The organism is Amphritea atlantica, from assembly GCF_900111095.1.
GTDB classification, from domain to species: domain Bacteria; phylum Pseudomonadota; class Gammaproteobacteria; order Pseudomonadales; family Balneatricaceae; genus Amphritea; species Amphritea atlantica.
The window spans coordinates 171,740-197,299 of the sequence record NZ_FOGB01000001.1 but is presented as its reverse complement, the minus strand read 5'-3'; the positions used below and the strand labels follow the sequence as shown (position 1 = coordinate 197,299).

24 protein-coding genes are annotated in these 25,560 nt (G+C 52.2%); 7 read left to right on the top strand and 17 right to left on the bottom strand.

Annotation, left to right across the window (positions count from 1 at the left end; all coding sequences use genetic code 11):
* Nucleotides 1-94 precede the first annotated feature (94 nt).
* From choW to BMY09_RS00895, 3 genes are all read left to right on the top strand, one after another.
* On the top strand, nt 95-940 hold the full coding sequence (gene choW, locus BMY09_RS00905) for a choline ABC transporter permease subunit (protein WP_091352702.1): 846 nt from the start codon (nt 95-97) through the stop codon (nt 938-940).
* A gap of 2 nt (nt 941-942) precedes the next feature.
* Nucleotides 943-2,148, top strand: coding sequence for a choline ABC transporter ATP-binding protein (gene choV, locus BMY09_RS00900; RefSeq protein ID WP_091352700.1), 1,206 nt, complete (start codon nt 943-945; stop codon nt 2,146-2,148).
* 148 nt (nt 2,149-2,296) lie between these two features.
* The gene (locus tag BMY09_RS00895; protein WP_091352697.1) at nt 2,297-3,019 is read left to right on the top strand and encodes a TorF family putative porin; all 723 of its coding nucleotides are present in this window, start codon (nt 2,297-2,299) and stop codon (nt 3,017-3,019) included.
* Nucleotides 3,020-3,128: 109 nt separating this feature from the next.
* On the opposite strand, the gene betI is transcribed toward BMY09_RS00895, so the two are convergent.
* Together betI and BMY09_RS00885 are read right to left on the bottom strand one after the other, a co-directional pair.
* Nucleotides 3,129-3,710, bottom strand: a complete 582-nt coding sequence (betI, locus tag BMY09_RS00890; RefSeq protein WP_091352695.1) for a transcriptional regulator BetI — start codon at nt 3,708-3,710, stop codon at nt 3,129-3,131.
* A gap of 129 nt (nt 3,711-3,839) precedes the next feature.
* The gene (locus BMY09_RS00885) at nt 3,840-4,238 is read right to left on the bottom strand and encodes a hypothetical protein (protein WP_091352692.1); all 399 of its coding nucleotides are present in this window, start codon (nt 4,236-4,238) and stop codon (nt 3,840-3,842) included.
* Between the two features lie 255 nt (nt 4,239-4,493).
* Here BMY09_RS00885 and BMY09_RS00880 point away from each other — a divergent pair, with 255 nt between their 5' ends.
* Entirely contained in the window at nt 4,494-4,682 is a 189-nt protein-coding gene (locus BMY09_RS00880) for a hypothetical protein (RefSeq protein ID WP_091352689.1), read from the top strand.
* Between the two features lie 10 nt (nt 4,683-4,692).
* Here BMY09_RS00880 and BMY09_RS00875 read toward each other — a convergent pair whose 3' ends face one another.
* Nucleotides 4,693-5,343 (bottom strand): YceH family protein, encoded by a 651-nt coding sequence (locus BMY09_RS00875; protein WP_091352687.1) that lies wholly within the window; start codon nt 5,341-5,343, stop codon nt 4,693-4,695.
* A gap of 167 nt (nt 5,344-5,510) precedes the next feature.
* On the opposite strand from BMY09_RS00875, the gene BMY09_RS00870 reads away from it, so the two are divergent.
* The gene (locus tag BMY09_RS00870; RefSeq protein WP_091352684.1) at nt 5,511-6,143 is read left to right on the top strand and encodes an MOSC domain-containing protein; all 633 of its coding nucleotides are present in this window, start codon (nt 5,511-5,513) and stop codon (nt 6,141-6,143) included.
* Between the two features lie 10 nt (nt 6,144-6,153).
* Here the strand turns inward: BMY09_RS00870 and BMY09_RS00865 are convergent, their stop codons facing one another.
* From BMY09_RS00865 to peaA, 6 genes are all read right to left on the bottom strand, one after another.
* Nucleotides 6,154-8,118 carry a sigma-54-dependent Fis family transcriptional regulator gene (locus BMY09_RS00865; protein ID WP_091352682.1) on the bottom strand — a complete coding sequence of 655 codons (1,965 nt, stop codon included), beginning with the start codon at nt 8,116-8,118 and terminating at the stop codon, nt 6,154-6,156.
* Between the two features lie 294 nt (nt 8,119-8,412).
* Nucleotides 8,413-9,744, bottom strand: a complete 1,332-nt coding sequence (locus tag BMY09_RS00860) for an alginate export family protein (RefSeq protein WP_175483412.1) — start codon at nt 9,742-9,744, stop codon at nt 8,413-8,415.
* Nucleotides 9,745-9,899: 155 nt separating this feature from the next.
* Nucleotides 9,900-11,042, bottom strand: coding sequence for a quinohemoprotein amine dehydrogenase subunit beta (peaD, locus tag BMY09_RS00855; RefSeq protein ID WP_091352679.1), 1,143 nt, complete (start codon nt 11,040-11,042; stop codon nt 9,900-9,902).
* Between the two features lie 18 nt (nt 11,043-11,060).
* Nucleotides 11,061-11,387, bottom strand: a complete 327-nt coding sequence (gene qhpC / locus BMY09_RS00850; RefSeq protein WP_091352676.1) for a quinohemoprotein amine dehydrogenase subunit gamma — start codon at nt 11,385-11,387, stop codon at nt 11,061-11,063.
* 1 nt (nt 11,388) lies between these two features.
* The gene (gene peaB, locus BMY09_RS00845) at nt 11,389-12,822 is read right to left on the bottom strand and encodes a quinohemoprotein amine dehydrogenase maturation protein (protein WP_091353848.1); all 1,434 of its coding nucleotides are present in this window, start codon (nt 12,820-12,822) and stop codon (nt 11,389-11,391) included.
* Between the two features lie 89 nt (nt 12,823-12,911).
* Nucleotides 12,912-14,510 carry a quinohemoprotein amine dehydrogenase subunit alpha gene (gene peaA, locus BMY09_RS00840; protein WP_091352674.1) on the bottom strand — a complete coding sequence of 533 codons (1,599 nt, stop codon included), beginning with the start codon at nt 14,508-14,510 and terminating at the stop codon, nt 12,912-12,914.
* 493 nt (nt 14,511-15,003) lie between these two features.
* On the opposite strand from peaA, the gene BMY09_RS00835 reads away from it, so the two are divergent.
* A complete protein-coding gene (locus BMY09_RS00835) occupies nt 15,004-16,503 on the top strand; it encodes an aldehyde dehydrogenase family protein (protein WP_091352672.1) in 1,500 nt (499 codons plus the stop codon).
* A gap of 487 nt (nt 16,504-16,990) precedes the next feature.
* Nucleotides 16,991-17,467 carry a riboflavin biosynthesis intermediates N-glycosidase gene (locus BMY09_RS00830; protein WP_091352669.1) on the top strand — a complete coding sequence of 159 codons (477 nt, stop codon included), beginning with the start codon at nt 16,991-16,993 and terminating at the stop codon, nt 17,465-17,467.
* A gap of 21 nt (nt 17,468-17,488) precedes the next feature.
* Here BMY09_RS00830 and BMY09_RS00825 read toward each other — a convergent pair whose 3' ends face one another.
* The 8 genes from BMY09_RS00825 to peaB (BMY09_RS00790) form a co-directional block, all read right to left on the bottom strand.
* Nucleotides 17,489-18,040: a hypothetical protein gene (locus BMY09_RS00825; protein ID WP_091352666.1), complete on the bottom strand. Its 552-nt coding sequence runs from the start codon at nt 18,038-18,040 to the stop codon at nt 17,489-17,491.
* A complete protein-coding gene (locus BMY09_RS00820) occupies nt 18,033-18,383 on the bottom strand; it encodes a winged helix-turn-helix domain-containing protein (RefSeq protein ID WP_091352664.1) in 351 nt (116 codons plus the stop codon). Before BMY09_RS00820 ends, BMY09_RS00825 begins: the two co-directional genes overlap by 8 nt.
* Before the next feature lie 244 nt (nt 18,384-18,627).
* Complete coding sequence (gene qhpG / locus BMY09_RS00815; protein ID WP_245756471.1) at nt 18,628-20,016, bottom strand: flavin-dependent monooxygenase QhpG; 1,389 nt, start codon at nt 20,014-20,016, stop codon at nt 18,628-18,630.
* Nucleotides 20,016-20,747 carry a subtilisin-like serine protease QhpE gene (gene qhpE, locus BMY09_RS00810; protein WP_245756470.1) on the bottom strand — a complete coding sequence of 244 codons (732 nt, stop codon included), beginning with the start codon at nt 20,745-20,747 and terminating at the stop codon, nt 20,016-20,018. Before qhpE ends, qhpG begins: the two co-directional genes overlap by 1 nt.
* Nucleotide 20,748: 1 nt before the next feature.
* Nucleotides 20,749-22,479 (bottom strand): ABC transporter ATP-binding protein, encoded by a 1,731-nt coding sequence (locus BMY09_RS00805; RefSeq protein WP_091352662.1) that lies wholly within the window; start codon nt 22,477-22,479, stop codon nt 20,749-20,751.
* A 115-nt stretch (nt 22,480-22,594) separates the two neighbouring features.
* Complete coding sequence (gene peaD / locus BMY09_RS00800; RefSeq protein ID WP_091352659.1) at nt 22,595-23,734, bottom strand: quinohemoprotein amine dehydrogenase subunit beta; 1,140 nt, start codon at nt 23,732-23,734, stop codon at nt 22,595-22,597.
* A gap of 11 nt (nt 23,735-23,745) precedes the next feature.
* Nucleotides 23,746-24,072 (bottom strand): quinohemoprotein amine dehydrogenase subunit gamma, encoded by a 327-nt coding sequence (gene qhpC / locus BMY09_RS00795; protein WP_091352656.1) that lies wholly within the window; start codon nt 24,070-24,072, stop codon nt 23,746-23,748.
* The gene (gene peaB / locus BMY09_RS00790) at nt 24,073-25,506 is read right to left on the bottom strand and encodes a quinohemoprotein amine dehydrogenase maturation protein (RefSeq protein WP_091352653.1); all 1,434 of its coding nucleotides are present in this window, start codon (nt 25,504-25,506) and stop codon (nt 24,073-24,075) included.
* Between the last annotated feature and the right edge of the window lie 54 nt (nt 25,507-25,560).

The window sequence follows — 25,560 nt, the reverse complement described above, 5'->3', positions numbered from 1 at the left end:
TGATCCCCGATCTGCCTGCGCGGTTGTTTTCCACCGCCCGTATTCGCCTGTCTGCTTTGAATACTGGCGATCTAACTGTAACAAAGGCCGTTGTATGAACTGGATTACAGAACATAAAATCCCTCTGGGTAGCTGGATGGAAGCTTTCGTTGACTGGCTGACATTTAATGCAGCGGGTTTTTTCGATGCTATCTCTGTCTCTCTGGAATGGGTAATTCTCTCAGTTGTAGAGATCTTTCAGTGGTTTCCCCCCTATGTGCCGATGATAATGGCCGCAGCCCTCGCCTGGGCTCTGCACCGCAGTATTTCACTGGTGATTTTTGTGGTACTCGCTCTGCTGCTGATCCTCAATCTGGGATACTGGCAGGAGATGCTGGAAACCTTTGTGCTGGTGCTTACTGCCACCACGCTATCGGTGGTAATGGGTGTTCCCATCGGAATACTGGCGGCACACAAGCCCAAACTCTATACCTTTATGCGGCCGATACTGGATATGATGCAGACCATTCCTACCTTTGTGTATCTGATTCCAACGCTGGTGTTGTTTGGTCTGGGGGTAGTCCCAGGACTGATCTCAACGATTATCTTTGCCATCGCAGCGCCGATCCGTCTGACTTATCTGGGCATCAGCAAAGTACCGGAAGAGCTGATCGAAGCCGGTAAAGCCTTTGGTGCTACACCATCAAAACTGTTGTTTAAGGTGGAGTTGCCTGCTGCGATGCCCAGTATTATGGCGGGTATCACCCAGTGCATCATGCTATCACTCTCCATGGTGGTCATCGCCGCACTGGTTGGCGCCGATGGTTTGGGTAAGCCGGTCATACGTGCACTCAACACCGTTAACATCTCTCAGGGGTTTGAAGCAGGCCTGGCAATTGTCCTGGTCGCCATCATCCTTGATCGTATCTTTAAAAACCCGGGCTCAAAAGAGGAAAGCTAATCATGTCTGCTATCAGTATTCGCAATCTGGATGTGGTTTTCGGCGATAAGGTCAGCGCCAGCCTCAACCTGCTTGATCAGGGTAAAACCCGACAGGAGATTATAGACCTGGGCGGCAATGTGGTCGGCGTACACGATGCCAGTATTGAAGTCGCCGAAGGAGAGATCTGTGTTCTGATGGGGCTGTCCGGATCGGGGAAATCAAGCCTGCTGCGGGCTGTAAACGGATTAAACCCGATCAGCCGTGGTGAACTGCTGGTCAGAGATGGAGAGCAGATGGTCGATATCGGCTCCTGCGACGAAACAACCCTGCGCCATATGCGCACCCGCCGTATCTCGATGGTCTTTCAGAACTTTGCGCTAATGCCCTGGCTGACCGTATTGGATAACGTTGCCTTTGGTCTTGAGATGCAGGGCATGGGCAAACAGGAACGCCGTGAGAAAGCGATGGAAAAGCTGGAGATGGTTGGATTGCATGAGTGGAGTGATAAATATGCACATGAACTGTCCGGCGGTATGCAGCAACGGGTGGGTTTAGCCAGAGCCTTCGCGATGGACAGTGATATCTTGCTGATGGATGAACCCTTTTCTGCGCTGGACCCACTGATTCGCAGTCAGCTGCAGGATGAACTGATTGAGCTGCAACAGCGGCTGAATAAGACCATTCTGTTTGTCAGCCATGACCTGGATGAAGCGCTGAAAATCGGCACCAATATCGCCATTATGGAATCTGCAAAGATTATTCAGCACGGCAGACCAGAGGATATCGTGCTGAATCCGGTCAACCATTACGTTGAACAGTTTGTTGCGCATACCAACCCGCTCAATGTCCTTAAGGGGCGTTCACTGATGACCCAAACCTCCGAGTTAGAGCGTCTGGAAGATATGCTGGTGCTCAACCGCAATGATAACACCTGTGTCAGTACCAACAGTTCCGGTCAAGTAGTGTCTGCCTGCCGTCAGGGCAAACCACTAGCACTGCATCACTGGCAGGAAGGTCAGAATATCAGTCAACTGCCGGAAGATACCCTGGTGATGGCAACACCGGATATCTCTATGCGTCAGGCGATCGAGATTCGCTATCGCACCGGACATCCGGTGTTACTGAATGAGAAAGAGAGCCTGGTTGGCATACTTTCTGACAAAGATTTCTACCACGCATTGCTGGGGAAACACTTCTCGTCAACCAACGCCAGTGCGGCTATCTGACCCTGGTCGTCCCACTGAAACCGTAAACTGATCGTTTAAAAACCTATTTAGCCACTGCCTGACACCTCAGGCAGCGGCCAAACTCAGCCCAAAATTCGGCAATATAACGAATATGGGAACACAACCATCCTAAAGTCGGGGATTAACCATGTTTAAAAAACTACTACTCAGCAGCCTAATCGCCTCCTCTGCAACCTTTGCGCTGCAGGCACAGGCCGACGTTTCCGCCACCGTCACTCTGGTGTCCGATTACGTCTATAACGGTGTCAGCAATACCGATGGCGACCCAACCCTGCAGGGCAGCGTTGACTGGTTTAACGATGCCGGTTTCTATGCCGGAGCCTGGGCTTCAGGCCTGGATGAAAATGCCTATAGCAGTGCTGAAGTCGAGATCGATTACTATGCGGGATATGCTGGCAGCATCAATGATGATTTCGGTTATGATGTGGGTTACGCATACTATACCTACCCGGGCGCTGACGATGCCGGTGCTGAATCGGATTATGGCGAAGTGTACGGTTCAATCACATACAAGGAAAACACCACCGCTAAGGTGCTTGTCTCGGATGATTATTTTGGTGAGATGGGCAACTCAGTGGTCATCAATCTGAGCCACACCATTAGCCTGCCGGAAGATTTCAGTCTGACCCTTGAAGCGTCTCACACTAAACTGCTGGATAGCAAAGTAAATGCTTATTTTGGACCTGGTGCGGATGACGATTCTTACTCTCACTGGGGCGCATCTGTGGCAAAGAGCGTTGCTGGGTTTGATCTCTCTCTCGCCGTCACAGACACCAATATTGACAAAGATTACTGGGGTGATACCGCCGATGCCAGGGCAGTACTGAGCATCAGCCGCACCTTTGAGTGAGTTACGCTTCAGAGCATACAGAAACAGCACTCCCCCTTCAGCGCTGTCGATGTAAAACAGAAAGCCCCCGAAAATCGGGGTCTTTTTTCTCTGCAAGAATCACCAGAAATCAGCTTAACTGATGCTCCAGATAATCGGTGATCATTCGCTGGGCCAGTTCGGCATTAATCCCCTGGGGAGAGAGCGCCCCACGCAACCAGATACCATCGATCAGCGCCGCAATTCCCTGAGCAACAAACGTCGCTTTTTCTGGCGGCAAGACCTTCTTCAATTCCAGCGTCAGATGAGAGATCAGCCGTTTCTCATTCACCCGCTGAAGACGAAACAGCATGTCGTCATGCATCGACTGCGACCAGAACGCCAGCCAGGTCTTGACCACTTTACTGTCCAGTTGATCCGGTGAGAAATTACCGCCAACGATTGCCTGAATCCGCGCGATAACATCATCAGGCCCCGCCTCCTGCAGACGACTCCTGACGCCATCCGACAGCTGTTTAAGAATCGACCGCATGGTGGCTTCAAGCAGACCACTTTTTCCGCCAAAGTAGTGATTAATAATGGCAGGAGAAACCCCCGCATAACTGCTGATCATCACCACACTGGCCTTTTGCAAACCCACAGAATCAATCGCTTGCATGGTGGCGTTAATCAACTGAGGCTTCCTGATTTCAGGCATTCCTACTTTAGGCATTTACAAGATCCGTATACTTAAATAGACGTTTAATTAAAAATGCCTTTCTGACTCTTAACTGTCAACCCCACATAAGTAGGCATCAGGCTGAAAACGGCAGGAAAGGTTCCTCATTATCAGAATGGTAAACTACGGCGGCGTCATCTTCTTAACCTGTTGCCGCTCCTCCTCAGTCAGTTCGCCATAGCCTCTGGGATAAGACCAGCCATAACCCCAGCGAAATCCAGTCGGTAAAGCAGGAGAGCCTCCAACCCTGACACCCACCAGCATCAGCAGCGCAGTTTTTGGCTTACCCAGTGCAGCAACACACTGTTTAAGCTGCTGATCAGCATCAAGACGCTGCTGATATGTGCCCCCTTGCCAGTACGCCCGGTCATGCTCCTCACAGCAGGCTAACCAGAGTGTATTCTCTTCCAGTGTGCCATCAGGAAACGCGCTGCAACCATCACTGGTAAAGGGTTTCAGCTGATCGGCAAAAGCGTAACCGGGCAGCAGGCAGATCGATAGCAGCAGGATCAGATATTTCATCCCCGAAACCTCTTCTGATTAGTGAATATACCTGGATCAGGTCTGCTAATTATGTCTGCAACTCCGTCAATCACCATTGATACAGATTAGCTCTTGCGAAAAAGATCTCTGAGAGAAGCAGACCAACATCCCACCCCGATAAGCGTCACCTCAGACATGAGGAAACAGACATAAAAAACTGTTCATAAATTGAGCAATCTGAAAAATCTTTCCTATACTGCTTTGTCACCGAAACACAAAACAGAGGAACAGGCAATGAAAGCCCTGCGTCTGAGAAACGTACCCAAACCACCTGCAGCCAAAGAAACCCACGAGTCTATTCGTCATCAGACCAGCCAGTTTTTACAGCAGGGCGGCAGAATTACAGTAGTACCTTCCGGCTTTAGTGGTATCCCCAGGTTACAGGGCCCACAGCAACGAACCGGCAAAAAACTACTGCTCTGAACCGTCGCGGCTATTCCGCCAGTTTCAACTGCAGCGCTGCTACGGTGCGCTCGAGTTCAGCAATACGCGCCTCCAGAGCCTCTATCGTCTCACGACTGACACGCGGGCTGCTTGCCGTTGGTACATAGTCAGACGGATCAGCCGCTTCGACCTCACCACTGAACAGGTGCGCATAGCGGGATTCCCGCTTACCCGGCTCCCGGGGCATACGCACCACCAGCGGATATTCCTCCCGCTCGCTCATCTTCTGCAGTACCGCTTCGGTCTCATGGACATCACTGAAACTGCACAAACGGTTAGTCCGGCTGCGCAGTTCACCCGGCGTCTGCGGACCTCTCAGAAACAGCGTACAGACTATTGCCAGCTCTTGCTCGCTTAGCTTCAGCTCAGAAAATTCGGTGTTACAAAAGCGGTGTTTATACTTGGGGACGCGGCTGCCAAAACTGCTCTCCTCGCGAATCAGATGTTTCCTGTTCAGTTCATCGAGCACCTCCTGAACCTCGGTGTCTGACAGGTCCAGCACCGGGTCTCGATTACTTTTCTGATTACAGGCAGAGGTGAGGGAGTTCAGCGTGAGAGGATACTGATCCGGCGTGGTTTTCTCTTTCTCAATCAGACAACCAATCACCCGGGTTTGCAAAAGACTCAGATCCATATCCATGTTATGCCCTCTTACAAAAAATAATTAACACATTCATAAGGTTACCCTATTTTCAGCAAATGGCACCTTAATTATTCAGACAAATTCAACTTTAGCCCGCCGCTCCAACTGGTGATTTCAGTCACGCCACTCTACACTGTTCCACTGACTCAACAGAGGACAGAAACATGCAGTCACGCTCAGTATCAGTTGATGGTATCTATATCGGCCAGCTAAACACTATCGGTCCTGACAATACGCCAACCGGTATTTTTAAAACGTTGTCGGAGGGCAGTCATGAGATCACCGGACTGGGACTCAATGGCGATATACAAGTGGACAAACGTGTTCACGGTGGGCCAGAAAAAGCGATCTACCACTACCCGGCTGAACATTACGCATTGTTTCAACAAGCGTTGCCCCATCTGAGCGACAGTTTTGTCCCGGGCTCTATGGGTGAAAACATCTCCACCTGCGGGTTAACCGATAACGAAGTCCATATCGGCGATACCTTCCGTTTGGGCACAGCTATTGTGCAGGTATCGCAACCCCGTCGTCCCTGTTGGAAAGTGAATCAGAAATATGGCAACGCCCATATCGCCTCGCTGATCATGTCCGAAGCGATCTCCGGCTGGTATTACCGGGTATTAGAAACCGGCCAACTGAGCCCCGGCGATTCACTGGAATTACTTGATAGAATGGAAAACAGCATCCCGGTTGCAGAGATCTGGCAGATATTTATGGCTCGCTTTGATAAAAGCCTCAGTTACACAGCACCACAAGTGATTCCGGGACTTTCCGAGGAGTGGCGGTTTGAATAGGGTTTACACCTCACGCGCCTTCCAGCTGTTTCAGTTTGCGGTACAGGGTGGCACGACTGATGCCCAACTCTGTCGCTGTTGCTGAAATATTGCCTTCGTTCTGTTCCAGAACCTGCTGAATGGTTAAGAGTTCACTGGTTTTCAATGTCCCAACAACCGGGTTAAACGACATATTGCCCTCAGCAGATTGTCCCTGACTGTTCAGCTCTTCGAGAAAATCATCACTGATATGACAGCTGTTAATCTCCACTTCATCCGGTTCCATAAAGGCGATAGCCACCCGCAGTGTAGTTTCCAGTTGACGTATATTACCGGGCCAGTGATAAGCTAACAGCTGCTCCATCAGCTCAGACGCAATCTCAATCTGGCGACCATCCGGTGTCAGTTGCTGCAGGAAGTAGCGAATAAAATCCGCTTTATCGGTACGGTCACGGAATGCAGGAATACGCAGACAGACACCGTTGAGGCGATAGTACAGATCTTCACGGAACAGACCTTCAGCCACCAGCGCTTTCAGATCCCGATGAGAGGCACAGATCACCGCGATATCCAGCGCGATCTCATCTCCACCTCCCAAAGGCGCAATGGTGCGTTCCTGCAATACCCGCAGCAACCGGGCCTGCAATGCCAGCGGCATATCGCCGATCTCATCAAGAAAGAGGGTTCCTCCCTGAGCCTGTTCCAGCCGCCCGATCATCCCGCCTTTGCGGGAACCAGTGAAGGCTCCTTCCCGATAGCCAAACAGTTCCGATTCGATCAGCCCTTCAGGTATCGACGCACAATTCACCGCGACAAACGGCCCGCTATTACGACGACTATCGAGATGCAGTGATTTAGCCATCACCTCTTTACCGGTACCGGTCTCCCCCTGAATCAGCACCGGCAGTTCGTGGGACAGTGCCCGGCTGCCCATTCGCACACCTTTCTGTAAGCGGGGATCCTGTCCCGCCAGTTCTTGCAGGGGAGGCGCATTCAAAGGAGCCGGAGCGGGCTTACTGCGATTTGATTTGAGCGGAGCTTTATAAGTTGTCGGAAAGCTATTGGGAAAGTGCAGCAGTTCACAGTAGAAATCACCGCCGCGGGTTCGTAACTGCCCCCGTCCTTTACGGTGCAGATCGGTCAGCAGTACTTCAGGACGCACTCCAAACAGCTCTTCAAGATTACGCCCCACCAGCTGTTCCCGCTTACGGTTCAGCAGTTGGCAGATCTGTTCATTGGCCGCCTGAATATGGCCATCCAGCTCCAGTGCCAACATCCCCTGCCATGAGGAGCGCAGATACTCCGGACGGCTATGAACACTGAGAACAATATGCTGCTGAAACTGGCCGCTGAACATGCGATTCTCGATAGAACGCACCGCCTGCTGCACCAGACTGAGATTGGGCGGAAGATCCCGATTATCGGTGGGTGAGGTCAGATCCAGCACTCCCAGCAACTCACCTTTAGGGTCGGTAATCGGCGCAGAGCAGCAGGAGAGGTAGCCGATGGAATCGAGAAAATGCTCATTACCCCGGATCATCAGGGGGGAGCGGTTAACAATAGCGGTGCCCGGACCATTGGTGCCGCGTAATTCTTCGCCCCAGTTAGCCCCCGGTGCAAGTGCATAGCGGGTGGCAGAATCCAGATGCCGGGTTTCACCCTTGATCTTGAGAATCGTCGCCGATTCATCAGTCAGCATCACCAGTCCGCCATCGGAACTAAAATAGTCAACCAGCTGTTTAATTTCAGGATGAGCCGCTTCGATCAGCCCCCTGTTTTTCTCTTGCAGGGTGTCAATCCTGTCTCTGGAGAGATTTTCCAGATCAAGTGGAGCTTCACAGTTAAGACCGGCATTGACACTTCGCTGCCAGGAATCTTCAATCTCACTGCGTAAGACGCCACTGGGAACTTCGCCTTCCTGAACAAGCCGATTGCGGGCGACCTTCACCGAATGAAGGGGGTCGGTAGGTAACACGGAATCTGTCGACTTCTTCATAGTACTGATTACTCGCTACTGCTTAATTGAACAACTCAAATACAGGCTATCAATTTTTTTACCGTATCTGTGTAACTATAGCAATCAAATAGTGTTCCACTGATCGGCCTGTGACTTTTTTATCGGAATTGATTAACCACCTGTTTCAACAGCAAAAAGCCACGGCGCCGGAAACCGGGCCGTGGAAAGCGACATGAAGGTAACCGTGAAACTACCTTTTTATCGCGGCTGAAGGAGCAGGGCCTCCCTTACAATGACATCAGTTCAACGGTGTTGATTAGTAAAGATTTTTAATTAGTAAAAGTACATCAGCACCGCCTGCAGGTAGAGATTGCTATTATCATTGGCCTGATTGGCGATCACGCTGCTGCCATCCGGGGTGTAGTAACCGACCATCGGGCTGAAGATGAAGTTATCGTTGATCGACCAGAGCGCATAGAGGTCCACTTCGTTACCGGCGGTGTCAGCTGCATCAGCCTCTTTACCAAAGTCCCAGTACTGCAGACCAACCGTCAGATCTTCCCTCGGTTGCAGCATCAACTCGACACGATCCACCCTGTTGCCACTGTTGGCAGGACCCGCATAGTTAGATGCCACTTCCCCCTGGAACCAGGTGCCAAAACCACGGGTAAAGCCGAAAAACAGGGGATCAAAGGCTTCGTTATCGGTGGTCGATGCATCGTCTCCGGAGAACTTAGCATGACGATAGTTGAGGGTTGGTGACCATGGTAGACCGGTAAACGTCCAGCCGCCTTCGACATACCAGGCATTAGCATCATTTTTGACTGCTGTATCACCGCCACTCTCATTGACATATTCAAATGACAGAAACAGGTTTTCCACCCCCATACTGCCCTGCCCGCGCAGGCTGACAACATCCATCCCCTTACGCTGATCCCAGATACCAAACCCGGCTCCCTGGTCAACATCCAGCACCGATAGATAACTCAGACCCAGTGTGCCTTTAGCCTCATAAACCCATTCAAGGTTGACTCCGCCCAGCTCTGTATCCTGATGATAAGGATTATCTGACTGCAACCAGAACAGATCACCCCGCACCGGGCCTTCGGGATCGACTTTCAGGATCGCGGTCTTGTCGAAGCTTTTCTGTCCCGCCAGATAGTAAGCACCACCACGGTCAACATCGACACCCGGAATCCCCATATCACCGAGGCTGATCGCATCACCGGCAATAATAAAACCATCCCCCAGCATGAACTGCTGACGACCGGCTGACAGATCGAAAACACCATTACTGCTTTGCCAGCCGACAAACGCGTTTTCTATTTTCAGCTCACTTTCATCACCCGAGGTATAACCACCAGCATCGCCGTCACCACCGGTGCCCAGCGCAATGACACCCAGTCCGCCATAGACGGAGCCGCTGCCAGTCGCCTTGCGGCCCACCAGGTCCCCCTTCAGATAACCTTCCTGCCAGTGATTGCCGCCATCATCGACACCGTTATAGTTCTCATCGGTAGAGAAAATACCTGCCATACCCTCGACATTAAATTCAAGGGACTTGCCATCCTGGTCATAAACCGGAGCGGCCTGCACCGCTGATGCAGAGAGCAACACAGCGACCAGTGCGTTTAACTTCAGGAATGTACTGTTATTGTTTTTCATATTCAGATTCCATAAAACGATTAAAGATAGTCTGCCCGTTATCAGACCCGGCTGATCAGCCGTCTATTGTTTCGGCCAGATATTCAGGCAAAGTCCCCCCTGAGCAGCTTCAGTTGAAGCTACCCGGAGGGAGTATTCAGCGTTAAAAAGGAGTGTTAGCGAACAAATGCCTGGGCGGTGGTGGTGGACATATCCCCACCGGGCAACTGAATGGTTTTCAGCCGTTCAAGGCTATCGCCATCGAAGACAGCGACATGATTGTTGGTACCCGCCAGATAGACTTTGCTGCCGCTCTGGTTGACTGTCACGCAGTAGTAGGAGTGATCCAGCTCAGCCGCTTTCAGCAGCGTCTGCTTCTCAATATCATATTTGGCCAGTCGGTTAAGCACGCCATACATAATGTTGGGGTCTTTCGGTGAACGGGTGCCGGTGAAATACAGCTCGGTGATCGGGCCGAAATCTTTGGTTTCCGTTGCCCCGGTGTCCAGATTGATATTGAAATAACCATACAGCCAGTCGGCGGTATCCAGGTCTTCAGAGCCTTCCTGAAAGCGCGCCGTGGTATACAGAATAGTGAAGTCTTTAGTCGGTGTTTGCACCGCCCAGACGTTCAGTACATCTGGCTGGACATAGCGCTCACGTTTCCAGTTACGACTTGGAACGGCCACCTCGTATTCACCGGTTTTTACATCCATTTTATAGATGTCTGCACCGGCCATATACAGACCACCATCTTTACCTACCTGCATTGCCGTCACCAGGCGGGGTGAGGGGAAGATCCGCACCGGTTTGGCATCCATCCCAGCGTCGGTGCTATACACCGCCAGCCGGGTTGGCTGAACTACATAATGATCCCGCTCCATCAGGGTTGGGTTCTGTACTGCATATAACTCTTTGCCGTCATAACTCAGGGCAAAGGCATAGATGGTTTTAGTCCGCTCTTTTTTGCTTTGCGCCATCTTCGCGTGGAATTTTACCTCGCAGGTGTCCATATCCACACCATAGATATCCTCATAACCATTGTTGAGGATATAGGCAGTTTTCTTGTCCGGCGCGACCTGCAGTGCTCCCGGACCAAAACGGCCCGGCATATCGCAGGTTTTATAAAGTGTATCGCTTTGCAGATCCAGCACGTGCATCTGGTTGGGATAGTTAGCCACCACCATATATTCGTTGCCAGCTTTCAGCGCAGGCCCCTTTGCGGCAATCGCCAGACCACTGGTTAAAGCGGTTACACCCAGCGTTAAGGTCGTCAGCATGACAGTCATGCTGCGAGGAAGCATATTTCTTTTTCTCATCGTTAGCATCCTGTTCGGTTAGTCTTTATCAGCCGGGAACACGGTTCCCAGATTGCGCCAGTTATCCAGCGTGCTGGCTGCATTTTCATTCCAGTCCGGATAGGTATTCATGGTATCCGGCACCTGGGCTGGCCACCAACAGGGGTCGGCACAACCATACAGATCGGACTCCATCGGCTGACACAGGGAGGTGACACCACCAAAGGCGTCAATTTCCCAGCCGGGATCGGTGGTGGCGGTACAACCGGCGATGGACTGCATCGCCACGACTTCTTCTACCTGATCATCGGCAACGGCCTTAGTCAGAGTGTGTGCTTTATTATTAACAGGCTTGAGATGTTTCATATCAGTGAGCCCTCCGGGGAGATATGTAACTGTCGATAAAGGCCGGATTCTCGGCCATGATGCGGCTGTAGACTTCGATACCGAAGTCCACCCAGTCACGCATCAGATCGCAGTAGTGATAAACGGGTTGAGTCGGGTCTTCAAAACGGGCATAGCTTTCATGGTAGCAACCACCGGAACAGAGATTACGGATACGGCAACTGGAACAACCGGTATCGGTACGATCCAGACGCTGCTCAAGGAAGCCGCCCAGACGCTCTTTATTGATACCGGTCTGTACATCACCAAAGGTCTCCAGATCTGATCCGGTAAAACGGTGACAGAGGTTCAAACCACCCTCATGATCCACCGCCAGCAGTCCCACACCGGCGCCACAGGGCAGTGCTTTCTTGTTGCCCTCATGGAGGTCGGTGATCAGCTGATGCATATTGGAGAAACCGATATTACGGTGCTGCAGCGCAGCCTCCAGATACTGCTGACCGAGCAGCTTCATATTATGGAAAACCTCGGCCAGCTCCTCATCACTGAGGTTGTAATGGCTGATATCACCGGAGGTAACCGGTGCAAAACCAACCTCGGCGAAGCCCAGTTCATTGAACAGATGGTCCCAGATCCGCTGCACATCGGTAATCCCTCTGGTCAGCGTAACCCGGGCACCCACCGGGCGCACACGAAAGCGGGACAGCAGCATTTTCGCTTTGCGGCTGACCACATCATAGGTGCCTTGCCCACCCACGGTGATCCGGTTCTTATCGTGAATCGCCTTCGGGCCATCCATACTCACCGAGAGCCCGAAGCGGTGTTCATTGAGCCAGTCAGCAATATCTTCCGTCAGCAGGGTGGCGTTGGTGGTCATGGTAAAGTCCACCGGCTTACCGAGCTCAGCGAAGCGCTGTTCAGCGTAACTGACGACATCCTTTATCAGGCCGAAATTCGACAGCGGCTCACCGCCAAAGAAGACGATGTTATAACGCGTCTCATGGGGTGACTCAGCGATCAGCATCTCAAGCGACTGTTTCGCGGTGTCGAACTGCATCTTCCTGCCTTCAGAGGGTTTATCCAGATCCTCTTTGTAACAGTAGCTGCAGCTAAGGTTGCAACCGGTATTCACATTCAACACCAGGGTATTGATGGGAAACTCGGTAATCTTCTTCAGTGCAATCTCCGGCGTTAACGGCGAACCATCACTCACCAGTTCCAGTGCGATCAGCTCTTGCAGCGTTTCTGCAATCTGATCTGTGGGATACTGTGCTGACAGTTCACCAATCAGTTGCTCTGCGGTTTGCTCTGGCCGCTGCCGCAATAGCTCAATCAGCTGCGCAGTCAGACCATCCAGCTCAAACAGACTGCTTGAAGGTATATGAAACAGCATCTGCCGCGAACTGACAGCCACCAGATGCAGATTCTGCTCTACCAGATTTAATTGGGCGCCCATAGAACGACCCTCCTCACTATTATTTTTTCGGTATGCTGTGATCTCTTCTAACAGACCAGCAACATCGCTCATTAGTAGTCAGGAACTGCTTATGGCAGGGGTGGATTATTCCAGCGCTGTACAGTCACAATCATCTGGCCTTCAGCACTCAGAGTCTCGGCATCCTCCTTAACTTCGGCCACCACTTTCAGATTGCCGGCATTATTGGTTGACATGCGACGCTCGGGGTTTGGACCTGATCCAGCGGTAGTAAATACACCGGTTGTCTCATCCATCCGGCCGGTAAAATGGGTATCCCGGTCGGCAGCCGCCTGCTCATCAAATGGCTCAACATGCCATTTAGCCGGGACAAAACCGATGCGCATATCATCCTCAGTGCCAGGCTTGCCATCCGCACCATTCATCCATGCTTCCGCCTGGAAATGGCCATTATATTTCGGCGTAGAACCGCCATTTCCACCGACGCGAGCCACCGCAAAATCGGGCACCACTTTAACACTGCCGATCTGATCATAGACGGTCAGCATGGCGCCATTGGCCTTACCTGCAACCACATTGCGGGAGCCCGGTTTCGCCTGACTCTCAGCCGTCGCCTGAACAACCACTTTGTTATCATCGCGGTAGAGTTCACTGATAACCCGGATGCCATCGCCCAGGGAGACCTGTTTACCCAGCCCGGTGCCGACCAGTGTCAGCACGCCGGTACTACCTGCACGGATATAGCCCGGCTGAACAGCGAGCAGGGTTGGCGTAGTGCCGGCTTTCACTGCAGTGAAGTCCATCCCCGCTTCATCGTGTACCGCTTCAAACATGCGGCCGGTCAGTTCGGAGCCATCCTTCGACAGGGCAAATACCTGACGCATTTTCACCCCATCAATGGTCAGATTGGCACGCCACTCATAACCGGTGTAAACGATAGCGCTACCGCTGCCTTTCAGCGCAGAGCCATCGGCATACTCACCGTCGACACTCACCTTATACTGATCATCTTTACCACCAGAGACCGTCATGACGCCGCGAATATCGCCTTTTCCTGGCATCTGAGCACTGAAACTCCAGCTACCGCTGGCAGGCATTTTCTTAGCGCTCTGCCATTTATCCCAGCTGGCTGATTGCAGTGGCAACTCTTTCGCCAAAGCAGGCACCATCTCGTTGAGGGCCAGACCTATCCAGTCACGATCCCGCGCCAGCGCCTGATATTCCAGAGAGGGCCACTGTCCCAGATGGAAGTTCACCAGATGCTTCCACTCCGATTCCGGCCGACGCTGAAGTTTCACCCGGGCACCGGAATGACAACGGGCACACATATCGGTGAATTCTGGTGAGTCAAAGTTTTCCATGGTGTTCAGACGACGCTCCATGGCATAGCGGGAACCTGCAGTTTCTTCCGGTGCAAGCCCCTGCTTATCAGCAAAGTACTTCACCAGTGTGCGCCGTTCATCGTCGGTGACTTCCAGGCCATGCATCACCTGCATCCGGGCGATCGTCATCAACCATCCCTCAGGGGTTTTACGCTGATGACTCATGCGGCTCATCTGCAGAGGCTTGGCGCTCTCCTGGGTATGACATGCCACACATTTATTCTGAATAATGGCTTCAGCATCACCCGCCTGAACAGCCCCTGTTGGCAAGAATAATCCTGCCAGCAGAAGCCCACCCGATAGCCGGGGTAATCTCAATTTCTTCATCAAGGCCAGACTCCTTTTGTTGTTTATTTAGTTGAGCTGCTGAACGCAACCCAAAGTTCTAACCTGAAGGGATATAAAGCACGGCCTGTGCCAATAGAGATATCTGTATATTTTTCAATGAATTATGAAAAATCAGGGTAATCCTGTAGAAAAAATCAAGACGGCCACTGTTCAATAACGCAACACCGTTGTTCAAAAATGTAACAGTCAGGCAAAGCCAGAACGGTAACCGGGTGCAACATCCATCTGATGGCACACAGACAGAGCGGCCAACTGACTTATTTTTTAACACCCTGTCTCAGAGTAAAACAATCAGGCAGCGCATATTCCCCATATGAATTCTCATATTTATTCATATAAAACAATCAATTAAGACTATTCAAGCACTCTGGCACAGCCCTTGCGATAACCGTATCACTAAGTGTCGGGTTGCCTGAGCAGTATTCAGGCCTCTCTTAATATCTGCATACAACTATAAACAGGTCTATAAAATATGAGCGAATCACAATTTTCACCATCGGCACAAGCGATGGACTTTATTCAGCGGCAACATAAACTCCTGATTGGTGATCAGTGGCTGGACGCTGAAGATGGACGGACACTGCCTGTCATCAATCCCGCAAACGGCGAACAGATCGCTGCGGTCCCAAGCGGCAATAAAGCAGAGATTGATAAAGCGGTCGCTATGGCCCGCAAAACCTTCGAAGATTCAGACTGGAGCCGAATCAAGCCAGTTGATCGACAAAAACTACTGTGGAACTTCGCCGACCTGATAGAGAAGCATGCCCGACTGCTGGCAGAGATTGAATCGCTGGATAATGGTAAGAGTGTAGTGATCGCAGAGCATGTGGATATCCGCCTGGCGATCGATTTCCTGCGCTATATGGCCGGCTTCGCGACAAAGATCGAGGGACGCAGTGTCGATGTATCTGTACCGTTTATGCCGGACGCCCAGTTTCATGGTTATACCCGCCGGGAAGCGGTGGGCGTCGTCGGCGCCATCGTCGCCTGGAACTTCCCCCTGCTATTGGCCTGTTGGAAACTGGGCCCGGCACTGGCAACCGGTTGCACAGTTGTTCTTAAACCTGCCGATGAAACCCCGATGACCGCACTGATGCTGGGCCAGCTGGCACTGGAAGCGGGTTATCCACCGGGTGTCCTGAATGTGGTCACCGGCACCGGTATCGAAGCGGGTGCCGCCCTCTCCCATCATCCGGATGTGGATAAACTCACCTTTACCGGCTCCACTGAGGTGGGCAAACTGATCGGCAAGGCCGCGATGGACAGTATGACCCGGGTCACCCTCGAGTTGGGTGGTAAGTCCCCCACTATCGTGTTGGAAGATGCCGATCTGCAGACCGCCGCAGCTGGTGCCGCCAACGCGATCTTCTTCAATCAGGGCCAGGTATGTTGCGCCGGTTCACGCCTTTATGTGCATAAAAAGCATTTCGATAATGTGGTCGCCGATATCTCCGCTATTGCTGAAGGAATGACCCTGGGCCATGGTCTCGATCCCAATGCTCAGATGGGGCCACTGATCTCAGCCAAACAGCAAAACCGCGTGTGCAACTACATCGAACAGGGACGTAACGGCGGAGCCACTGTTACCACCGGAGGTATTGCAGTACCCGGCCCGGGCTTCTTTGTTAAACCCACGGTGATGGTGGATGTAGATCAGAACGCCAGCGTGGTGCAGGAGGAGATCTTCGGGCCGGTACTGGTAGCGATGCCGTTTGATGATATTGAAGAAGCGGTGCGTATCGCCAACGACAGCCAGTACGGCCTCGGCGCCAGCATCTGGTCAAACAACCTGTCACAGGTACACCGCATGATTCCGCGCATCAAGTCCGGTTCCGTCTGGGTCAACTGCCATACCGCCCTCGACCCTGCCCTGCCGTTCGGAGGCTTTAAACAATCCGGCCTGGGCCGGGAGATGGGCAGCGATGTCATTGAACACTACACCGAGGTTAAGTCGGTGCTAATGAGTATCTGAATCAGATAAAGGTTCACCCGAAAAGAGCTGCAGAGTCTGCGGCTCTTTTAACTTTCTCTGCCAAACGACACCCAGTCTCGATAATTACTGGCTGATACAGGAAACTATTTACCACCAATCGCCGTCCTCCTGAGCCCACAGGCCTCCTCTCTGATTCGCTGCTGGAAGCAGCTCCTACTCCCCTACCCCAAATACGCTAAGAGAAAGGGACACCGACTTTTTTAACAAAGTATCGCTTTTAGTAAGCGCTTGTCATGTATCAGTATTCACTATTAATCTTTGGAAACAGAGTTTGGCTATCCATTATGCCGCCCCTTCTGATTAAGGTTTATAATGAATGAAAATTCATACAGCCACCCTTGAGTTGAATTACCTGATTCCAATTTGTTAGCCGAGATATCATTCATAAGCAGATAATCGGATAGCCGGGATCATCAACCCTGGCCTCTGTATTTTATCGGCCTCTCGATTACGTGGAGAAACAAAGATGTTTTTTAGCCCCAAGAGTGCGAAGAAACTACTAACGCTGACCCGGATTGATCCCACTAACCCGCTGGCCTCATACTCTAAACACGCCTTCGAACTGGATGGTTATGAGTGGCCCTCAGTCGAACACTATTATCAGGCGATGAAGTTTGACGATACGCTATATGCTGAGCAGATCCGCCAGGCCCTCCATCCAGCCGATGCGACCAAACTGGGCAAAAGCAAAAAGCACGAAAAACGCAATGACTGGGACAGAGTTAAAGTGACCGTCATGACCCGCGGTACCTATATCAAATGCCGCACTTATCCGGAAATTGCACAAATGCTACTGGATACCGGTGAGATCGAAATTGCCGATGTCACCCAGTACGACTACTTCTGGGGCAGTGGCCGCGATATGCGCGGCAACAACGCCTTTGGCAAAATGCTGATGGAGATTCGCGATAAACTGCGCGAAGAGATGGCGCAGCAAACATAGAGCAAAAAGAGGACCGAACTATTAACGCTTCAGACGCGCAATAAACTCTTTAAATTTATCAACTTCTCCTTCCCGCTCAGCCCACTTTTCAATCTCATCAGGGCGATACTCCCCAACCTGATCATGGGCAACCCAGACGGCCTGTTCGAGAGCCTGTCGATCATTCCAGTGAAAATAAGCTGCAAGGCGGTCTTTTATGCAATCTTCCGGGGTAATCAGTGTAAAGGTTCCTAACGGTGTACTCAAAGTAGACCAGTTTCGAACAGGGTCATCACCCACTGAGAGCGGTCCGGAAGGAAACTCAACGACAAATGGCGAATCCGGATGTTCGAAATAACGCCCAACCGGTGTGAAGCCGATTTCAGACATCGCATCCTTAAGCTTTTTGCCTGGCGTATATGAGCGGTCAACAAAATCAAGGTCGTCCGATTGATAGAAGTTATCTGAGTAGATTGACACACAAGTTCCACCTACCAGAGTGACCTCGATCCCCTTTGCCGCCAGGTGAGAAGCTATCAACCCGGCCAGGTCCCGGGCAGTGATCGCTTTATGAATCACAGACTGATCAGCCATTGGCACGGGTCAATTTCAGGGGTTTCTCTGGTTTGCGGGGGCGACGACGATTATTCATCAACGCATCGTAAATATCTTCTGGATAGAACTCCAGTATCCGGTTTATCAGTGCTGTAAGCTCGTTGATATATACACAACGTGGATTCAGTGCATATACACGGGATCTGCCGACAAACCGGCTATACAGAACCCCAGCGGATTCCAGATTCTCAGCCTGTTTCTGAATAGGTGTAAGCGGGGCATTAAAAAATGCGGCTATCTCACGGGGATAGCCGTCACCCCGTGCTATCAAATATACCAGAACCCGTTCTTTGTTGATGTTGCCTAGTACACCTTCCAGCATTGTATTTTCCTGCCTGCACCACCTATTTAAACCCAGGTGTATGAGTAAAGCGTCTGTTAAATTGCTTGTAATCACACCATATCGAACCAATTATAGGTTCAAATGAACCGCTTAGTAAATCAAATAAACCTAAATAAAGGTCATAAAACCAGCTAACCTAAAGAAGCTCGTTGATAAGTATCGGTTAATTACGTGTATCTATTTCAGGTAAAACAATAAAAAATATTTATAGTCGGCTTTTCTATCAGCGTTCCACCTTCAACCAGCGGTTCTGATACAACCAACGGGTCAGCCCAGCGGCGATGTCGGGACTCATCCCCAATACTGTTTCAAGACAGGAATGCGGACTGGTCCCCTGCTCTCTGCTCTGCAGTGCCCGTACTACCGGCGCCATCGGTATACCATTAAGGTGCCATATCCCCAGCGGCTGGTCATTGGTGGTCACCACCTCATGTTCCTCAATCAGTCCATTGCTGACCACCGGCATACTGACTACCCGGAGTGAGTCAGGATCCGTTTCCTGGTGCAGGGGTTTGCTATCCGGCCAGTTGCGGCGAGTGGCCCAGAACGGGTTATCCCACCAGCGCTCTTCTGAGGCGTAAAAGTCCCGACCTATGCGGGCAAAACGGTGGAACAGATGATCAACCCGCTGCTGATAAAACTGTTTCGCCAGGGATCGGTTCTGAGGTTGTTGCAGCAGGGTATTAATTACCGCGGGAGCCTGCAATGCGCTGGAGAGTGCCTGAAAAATTCCATTACCTGAGAGAGGATCAACCGCCATCGCGGCATCGCCAACCCTGATCCAGTTGTCGCCGACGGCCTCACGGCAGAGTATCGGTGTGCTGGTGCGGGCGTGGATAACCCCGGTTGGCTTAGCGTTGGCAATAAAGGGTTGAGCGCTGGGCAGAGTGCGCAGGATAGCGTTACAGTGATCGATCAGCTGGGCTTTGTCCGGCAGATCGGCGCTGGCGACATCAAAGGTCAGTTGCAGATAGCGGGTACCATCGGACCAGGCGGCCATCCAGGCCCAGCCATCCTGAAAACTTTCAGCAGCGGACTGCGGCTGACAGGGTTCACCCTGCCAGTATTGCAACAGGGACACGGTTTCACTGCCCCGCAACCGCGCCAGTCCCGCTGCAGGCGCACTGCGACCACGGGCCTCCACCAGAAAGTCAGCCTTTAGCGGAGCAGCGTCCTTTAGCGGAGCTTTCTTTAGTAGAGCAGTCTCTGAGTCTTTCAGGGCAACGGAAAAACCGGCATCGGTCTCACTGACTTTGCCAACCCGCCCCGGTATCAGCTTCACCCCGGCCGCCTCGAGATCCCTGCCGATTCCCCGGTCCAGTTCACTACGGTTGATCAGCATCTCGGTATTGGCGCTGTTGGTTGCGCCGTTCCAGCTGGCAAGGCGTGGTGAGGGTGGCGGCAGGTTCACCAGGGCTTGCTTAAACCCCGCATTGCGCAGCCCTTCCAACACCCGCTCGGAGATCCCTTCGACCGCTTTAAAGGGTCTTGGCTCGGCGATCACGGTGACATCATAGCCCAGTTTTCTCAGGCCCAGAGCGGTGGCTCCTCCGGCAGGTCCGCCCCCCAGCACAATAATATGGGATAACGATTTTTGTTGAACCATACTCATCAGGCCTCACCTCGACTGTCAGACTTAACCGCCTGAGGGAAACGGACTTCAACACCAAAATAGTCCGCCTGACTCTCCAGCCAGCGATCCACTGAGGCCAGATCGGCAGCACCACCCTGGCTCAGATAGCGGCCGATATGGCCGGTTAACTGAGCACATCCCGCACTGGCCCCGATCACGCCGTTGCGGGCTGTAACATAGCCACCAAAATCCGCGTACTGGGTTTTCAGACAGGAAAGCTGCTGCGGATTTTCACAACGGGCATCGCCGGTCATACGCAGCACACCGGGATAAGCCGAGGGATAGACCGGATCGCCTTTAGCCGGTGAGGAGGCACAGATAATCACCCCGGCAGCCAGTGCCCGCTCGCAGGCAGTGCGTAAAATCTCGCGATCATTGCGCAGCCCCAGACTGAGGTTGATCAGATCCACCTGCTGTTCTACCAGCCAGTCGATCGCCGCGGCAACCTGAGCCGGAGTTGTCGCTAATCGCTCGGTGAATATCTGCGCAATAGCAAACTCAGCATCGGGTGCCTGCTCAGCAATCACCTCTAATAGCGCTGAGCCGTGCCCCAACTGATCATCAATGACCGGTGTTAAAACGATACCCTCATCGAACCGGAATGCCTGAGAAACAACCACCCGATCAGTCCCGGTTGGCGGTGATCCGGCAAAACCAAAACCGCTGTCGACCAGACCGATCAGCACTTTATCAGACTCCTTGCGCATCATCTCAGCTCACCTCCGGCAGCCTTTTTTCAGCCACTAACTGGCCACGGTTTAACTCAATTCGCACATCAACACCGCTTAATGTTGAAGCCCTGTGACTGATCAGAATGCGGGTTTTACCGGCAAAGATACGGTTAACATTGGCGATCACTTCGGTTTCGGTGGCTTCATCCACCGCCGAGGTCGCTTCATCCAGTATCAGGATGGCCGGTTGTTGCAGAATCGCCCGGGCGATCGCTACCCGCTGTTTCTGACCACCGGAGAGCTGACTGCCCCGCTCACCCAGTGGCGTTTCCAGCCCCAGCGGCAGAGAGCCGATCAGCTCCGTCAGTTGTGACTGTTCACAGGCAGCGATAACATCAGCATCGCGGGCTTCAGGTGCGGCATAACGGATATTTTCCATCAGGGTACCGCGGAACAGGGTGATATCCTGACTGACCAGCGCCACCCGTTTACGCAGCGCCATCGGCGGCAGTTGTTTCAGATTCACGCCATCGATGAGAATGCGCCCCTGCTCTGGGTCGTAATAACGCATCAGCAGATCGATCACGGTGGATTTACCCACCCCGGATGGCCCGGTCAGGGCGATACTGGCACCCGCCGGAAACACGGTATTCGCATGACTCAGAATCGGCTCATTTCGACCCTCATAACTAAAACTGACCCGGTCAAAACTGATCTCACCGCGCATATCATCCGCCAGTGAAGCGGGTTGTTCCGGAGTGGTGATATCCGGTTCTGCCCGGCGCAGATCCATCACCCGGTCGAGGCTTACCGACATCCGTTGGATCGCCACATACAAGCCTAACAGGCTCTGTACCGGGCCGGTAGCCATACCTAAATAGGTGGAAAATGCGATCAATGAACCCAACTGCCACTGCCCTTCGATCACCCAGTAACCGCCGATCAGAAACGCCGTGGCGCGGGTCAGTGAGGTCAGTGTGCCAGGAATCGCCTGGGTAAAGAATTCGGTCACCTGCAGCTTTAGCAGGTCGGTCAGATAATTGTCGCTGAGGCTATGGAGTTTGCGTGATTCCCGTTTTTCCTGGGAGACCGCCTGAATAAACTTCATCGCCGGCAGGGTTTCCACCAGAAATGAGCTAAGATCGGCTGAGCGTTCACGAATGATACGCGCCTGACGTTCGACTTTACGGCGCATCCAGCGTAACCAGAGTACCTCCAGCGGAATCAGCACCAGCACCAACAGCGACAGTTTCCACGACAGGGTCACCAGCAACACCAGCGCCCCCACCAGTCCCAGCACACTGCTCAGGGCGGAGAACATACTATCGACTGCAAAACGCTGAATCTGTGATACATCACCGTCCAGACGGGAGAGAATATCGCCGATGCGGCGGCCGCCAAAGAACTGCGGCGACAGGGTTTGCAGATGTTCATAAAGATGTTCGCGCAGGGAGAAGAGAATTTTGCCCGATAGCCGGGTATGCAGATAACGGTTGATACCCGACAGCGTGGTACTGATAATGCCGACGAAAATCATGCCAACGGCCATCGTCACCAGCATGCCGTAATCTTTTGCCAGCAAACCTTCGTCGATCAGCAGCTTGGTCAGCCAGGGTTGCAACAACACCAGGGCGGAGGCAAACGCAGACAACAGCATCAGACCGATGATAGCCCTCGATTGCGGCCGGACAAAAGTGTAAAGCCAGCGGAACGCCTCTTCTAACCGGCCCCGGTCCTGGCCATCAATTGCTGCACTTAGCCATCTGATCATGCTTACGTCATCTCTTTTCAGCAGATACAAAAAAGGCTGTCAGAGGACAGCCTTTACTTACCAGACTATCAGTCTGGTTATCGGAGTAATAGTCCCGATCTACTTCAATCCCGAATTACTTTAGATAAGCAATGCGCATGCCTGAAGTGGACATATCACCCGGTAACTGAATTGAACCAATTTTTTCCAGGGTATCCGGATCATGGATCGAGATATCACTGGAGGTACCGCCCACATAGATGGTGCGGTCATGGGTCATGTTCAGATCGTAATAGGTATGTTCCATGTTATGCACAGCCAGCGTTTTATGCTCACGAATGTTGTGCTTTGACAGTGTATTAAACGCTCCATAGATTACATCACTATCTTCCGGATCGGTAATAAAGTTGAAGATAATAAACTCAAAAGGCACGGTTTCGGTTTGCTCAACTTCACCGGTTTTCAGATCAACCCGGCTCATCCCCCACCAGAACTCAGCCTTCTCCATATCACCCGGATCGCCATTCCACTTGATGGTGAAGTACGGCATGATAAATTCGTCGACATGTTCACCCAGAGAGTGCATGGCGAACGCATCAGGCTGCACCCACTTATCAGCGGGTCTGTCCCAGTGTTGCAGCTTACTCAGCATCCGTATCTCACCGGTTTGCGGATTAATCGCCTGCAGGTCTGGCCCACCGAGAATCACTTCTCCGGTATCCATCGCCGTGATTTTAGTAATCTGACGGCCCACAGGGAAAGTTCTGATCGGCTTGGCATCCAGACCTGCACTGGTATCGTAAACAGCCAGTTGGGGCTCCATCACCTCATACCGGTCAGATAACTTACGGGTTGGGTTCTGTATGGTATACAGTTCCTTACCGTCCCGGCTGACCGCCAGAGAGACAAAGCTTTTAACGGTGACGGTTTTATCCGACTGCTTAGCAAAGAACACCATATCGCAGTTGGTAATATCAAATCCGGCAACGTCTTCCCACTTGTTGGTACCGACATAGGCGATCCGGCCATCCGGTGAGGGTTCAACCGTTCCCTGACCGAACACACCCGGAACATCACAGCTGCGGACAATCTTATTGGTTTCGGTATCAATCACATGCAGCTGATTAGGACGGCTTACCGTCAACAGATACTCATGACCACCACCTTTCATACCATTGAGCGATGCGGATGGGTTGGTTGAACAACCGGACATCAGCGCAACACTGCTTACAGCACCGATCAGCGCTGCGGCTTTTATCATATGGGTAAATTTCATCTGCGCCTCCGTTACTTCTGCTCTTCCGGGAAAATGCCATCCAGCTTGCGCCAGTCTTCATTTGCCTTGGATACATCCTGAGACCACTCAGGGTAGTTACTCATAGTGTCTGGCACCTGGGCAGGCCACCAGCAGGCATCCGCGCAGCCATAGAGGTCAGATTCCATCGGCTGGCACAGGGAACCCAGACCACCAAAGGGATCAACTTCCCAGCCCGGATCATTCGTAGAGGTGCAGCCGACTATAGTCTGCATCGCGACGACTTCTTCTACCTGATCAGGGGAGGTAGTCTGATCAAGCATTTTCGCTTTTTTATTAAACGACTTCAGATGTTTCATTTAAGCACTCCTTCTAGGAGAGACGTGGGCTTCGAAAAAGCCCGGATTCTCTATCATGATGCGGGTGTACGCCTCGACTCCGAAATCGACCCAGTCTCGCAACAGGTCGCAGTAATGGTAGGAGGGTACGGTCGCATCACCGTATTTTGCGTAACTTTCGTGATAACAACCGCCGGAACAGATATTACGGATACGGCAGGTTTCGCAACCGGTATCACTGCGGTCCAGACGGGTTTCGATAAACTCAGCCAGAGCGGGCTTATCCAACCCCTCACTGACATCACCGAACAACGGCTGATCCGACCCGGTAAACCGGTGGCACAGGTTGACGCCACCTTTGGTATCCACCGCCAGCAAACCCACACCAGCACCACAGGGGAGCTGTTTTTTGTTGCCCTCATGGATGTCGGTCATCAGCATATGCATATTGCCGAAACCCAGGTTTTTACCTTCCAGTGCTGCCGCGAGATACTTCCGGCCCAGACGTTTCATCCCCGCAAACACCTCAACCATCTCCTCGGCAGTGAGATTAAACGAGGTAATATCACCGGAGGTAACCGGGCCAAATCCGACTTCAGAGAAACCAAGATCGTGATAAAGATGGTCGAAGATCGCTTCCACATCGGTGATGCCCCGGGTCAGAGTAACCCGGCAACCGATCGGCCGTGCGGTATAGCGCGAAAGCAACATCTGCGCCTTCTGCTTCACCACATCGTAAGTACCCTGCCCACCGACGGTAATCCGGTTTTTATCGTGCATCGCCTTGGGACCATCCATCGAGATCGTCAGGCCAAAGCGGTGTTCGTTAAACCAGTCCACCAATTCTTCGTTGAGCATGGTGGCGTTGGTGGTCATGGTAAAGCTCACCTCAGCTTCCAGCGTCGCAAAACGCTCTTCACAGTAGGCCACCACATTACGGATCAGCGGCATATTGGTGAGTGGCTCACCACCGAAGAACACCACGTTGTACTGACGCTGGTCCGGAGACTCTTTCAGCATCATCTCAACCGACTGCACCGCGGTGTCAAAGCTCATCTTGTCACCCTTTGACGGGGTGGTCAGATCCTCTTTGTAGCAGTACGTGCAACTGAGGTTACAACCGGTATTGGTGTTCAGTACGATGGTGGTCAGCGGAAACTGCTTCACCGGCTTGGGCTCATTATTAATCTGCGCCCAGGTGCCCGCTTCAGCAATGACCTTCAGTGTCTTTAACTCTTCCAGAGTATCCACCACATCACCAGCACTGAACCGGCCATCAAAGCGGTCACGAATCTGCAGCGCAGACACTTCCGTTTCAGATGAAAACAGTTCGATCAGTTCCCGGCCCAGCGTATCCAGCTCAAACAGGCTACTGGTCGGCACATGGAACAACATCCTGCGTTCCGCTACATCAACCAGATGCAGGTTGGGTTTTACCAGAGTTAAAGATCCCATTGTCAGTCTCTCTTCTTGTTATTCGCTACAACAGATGTTGGCGGTTGTTATCAG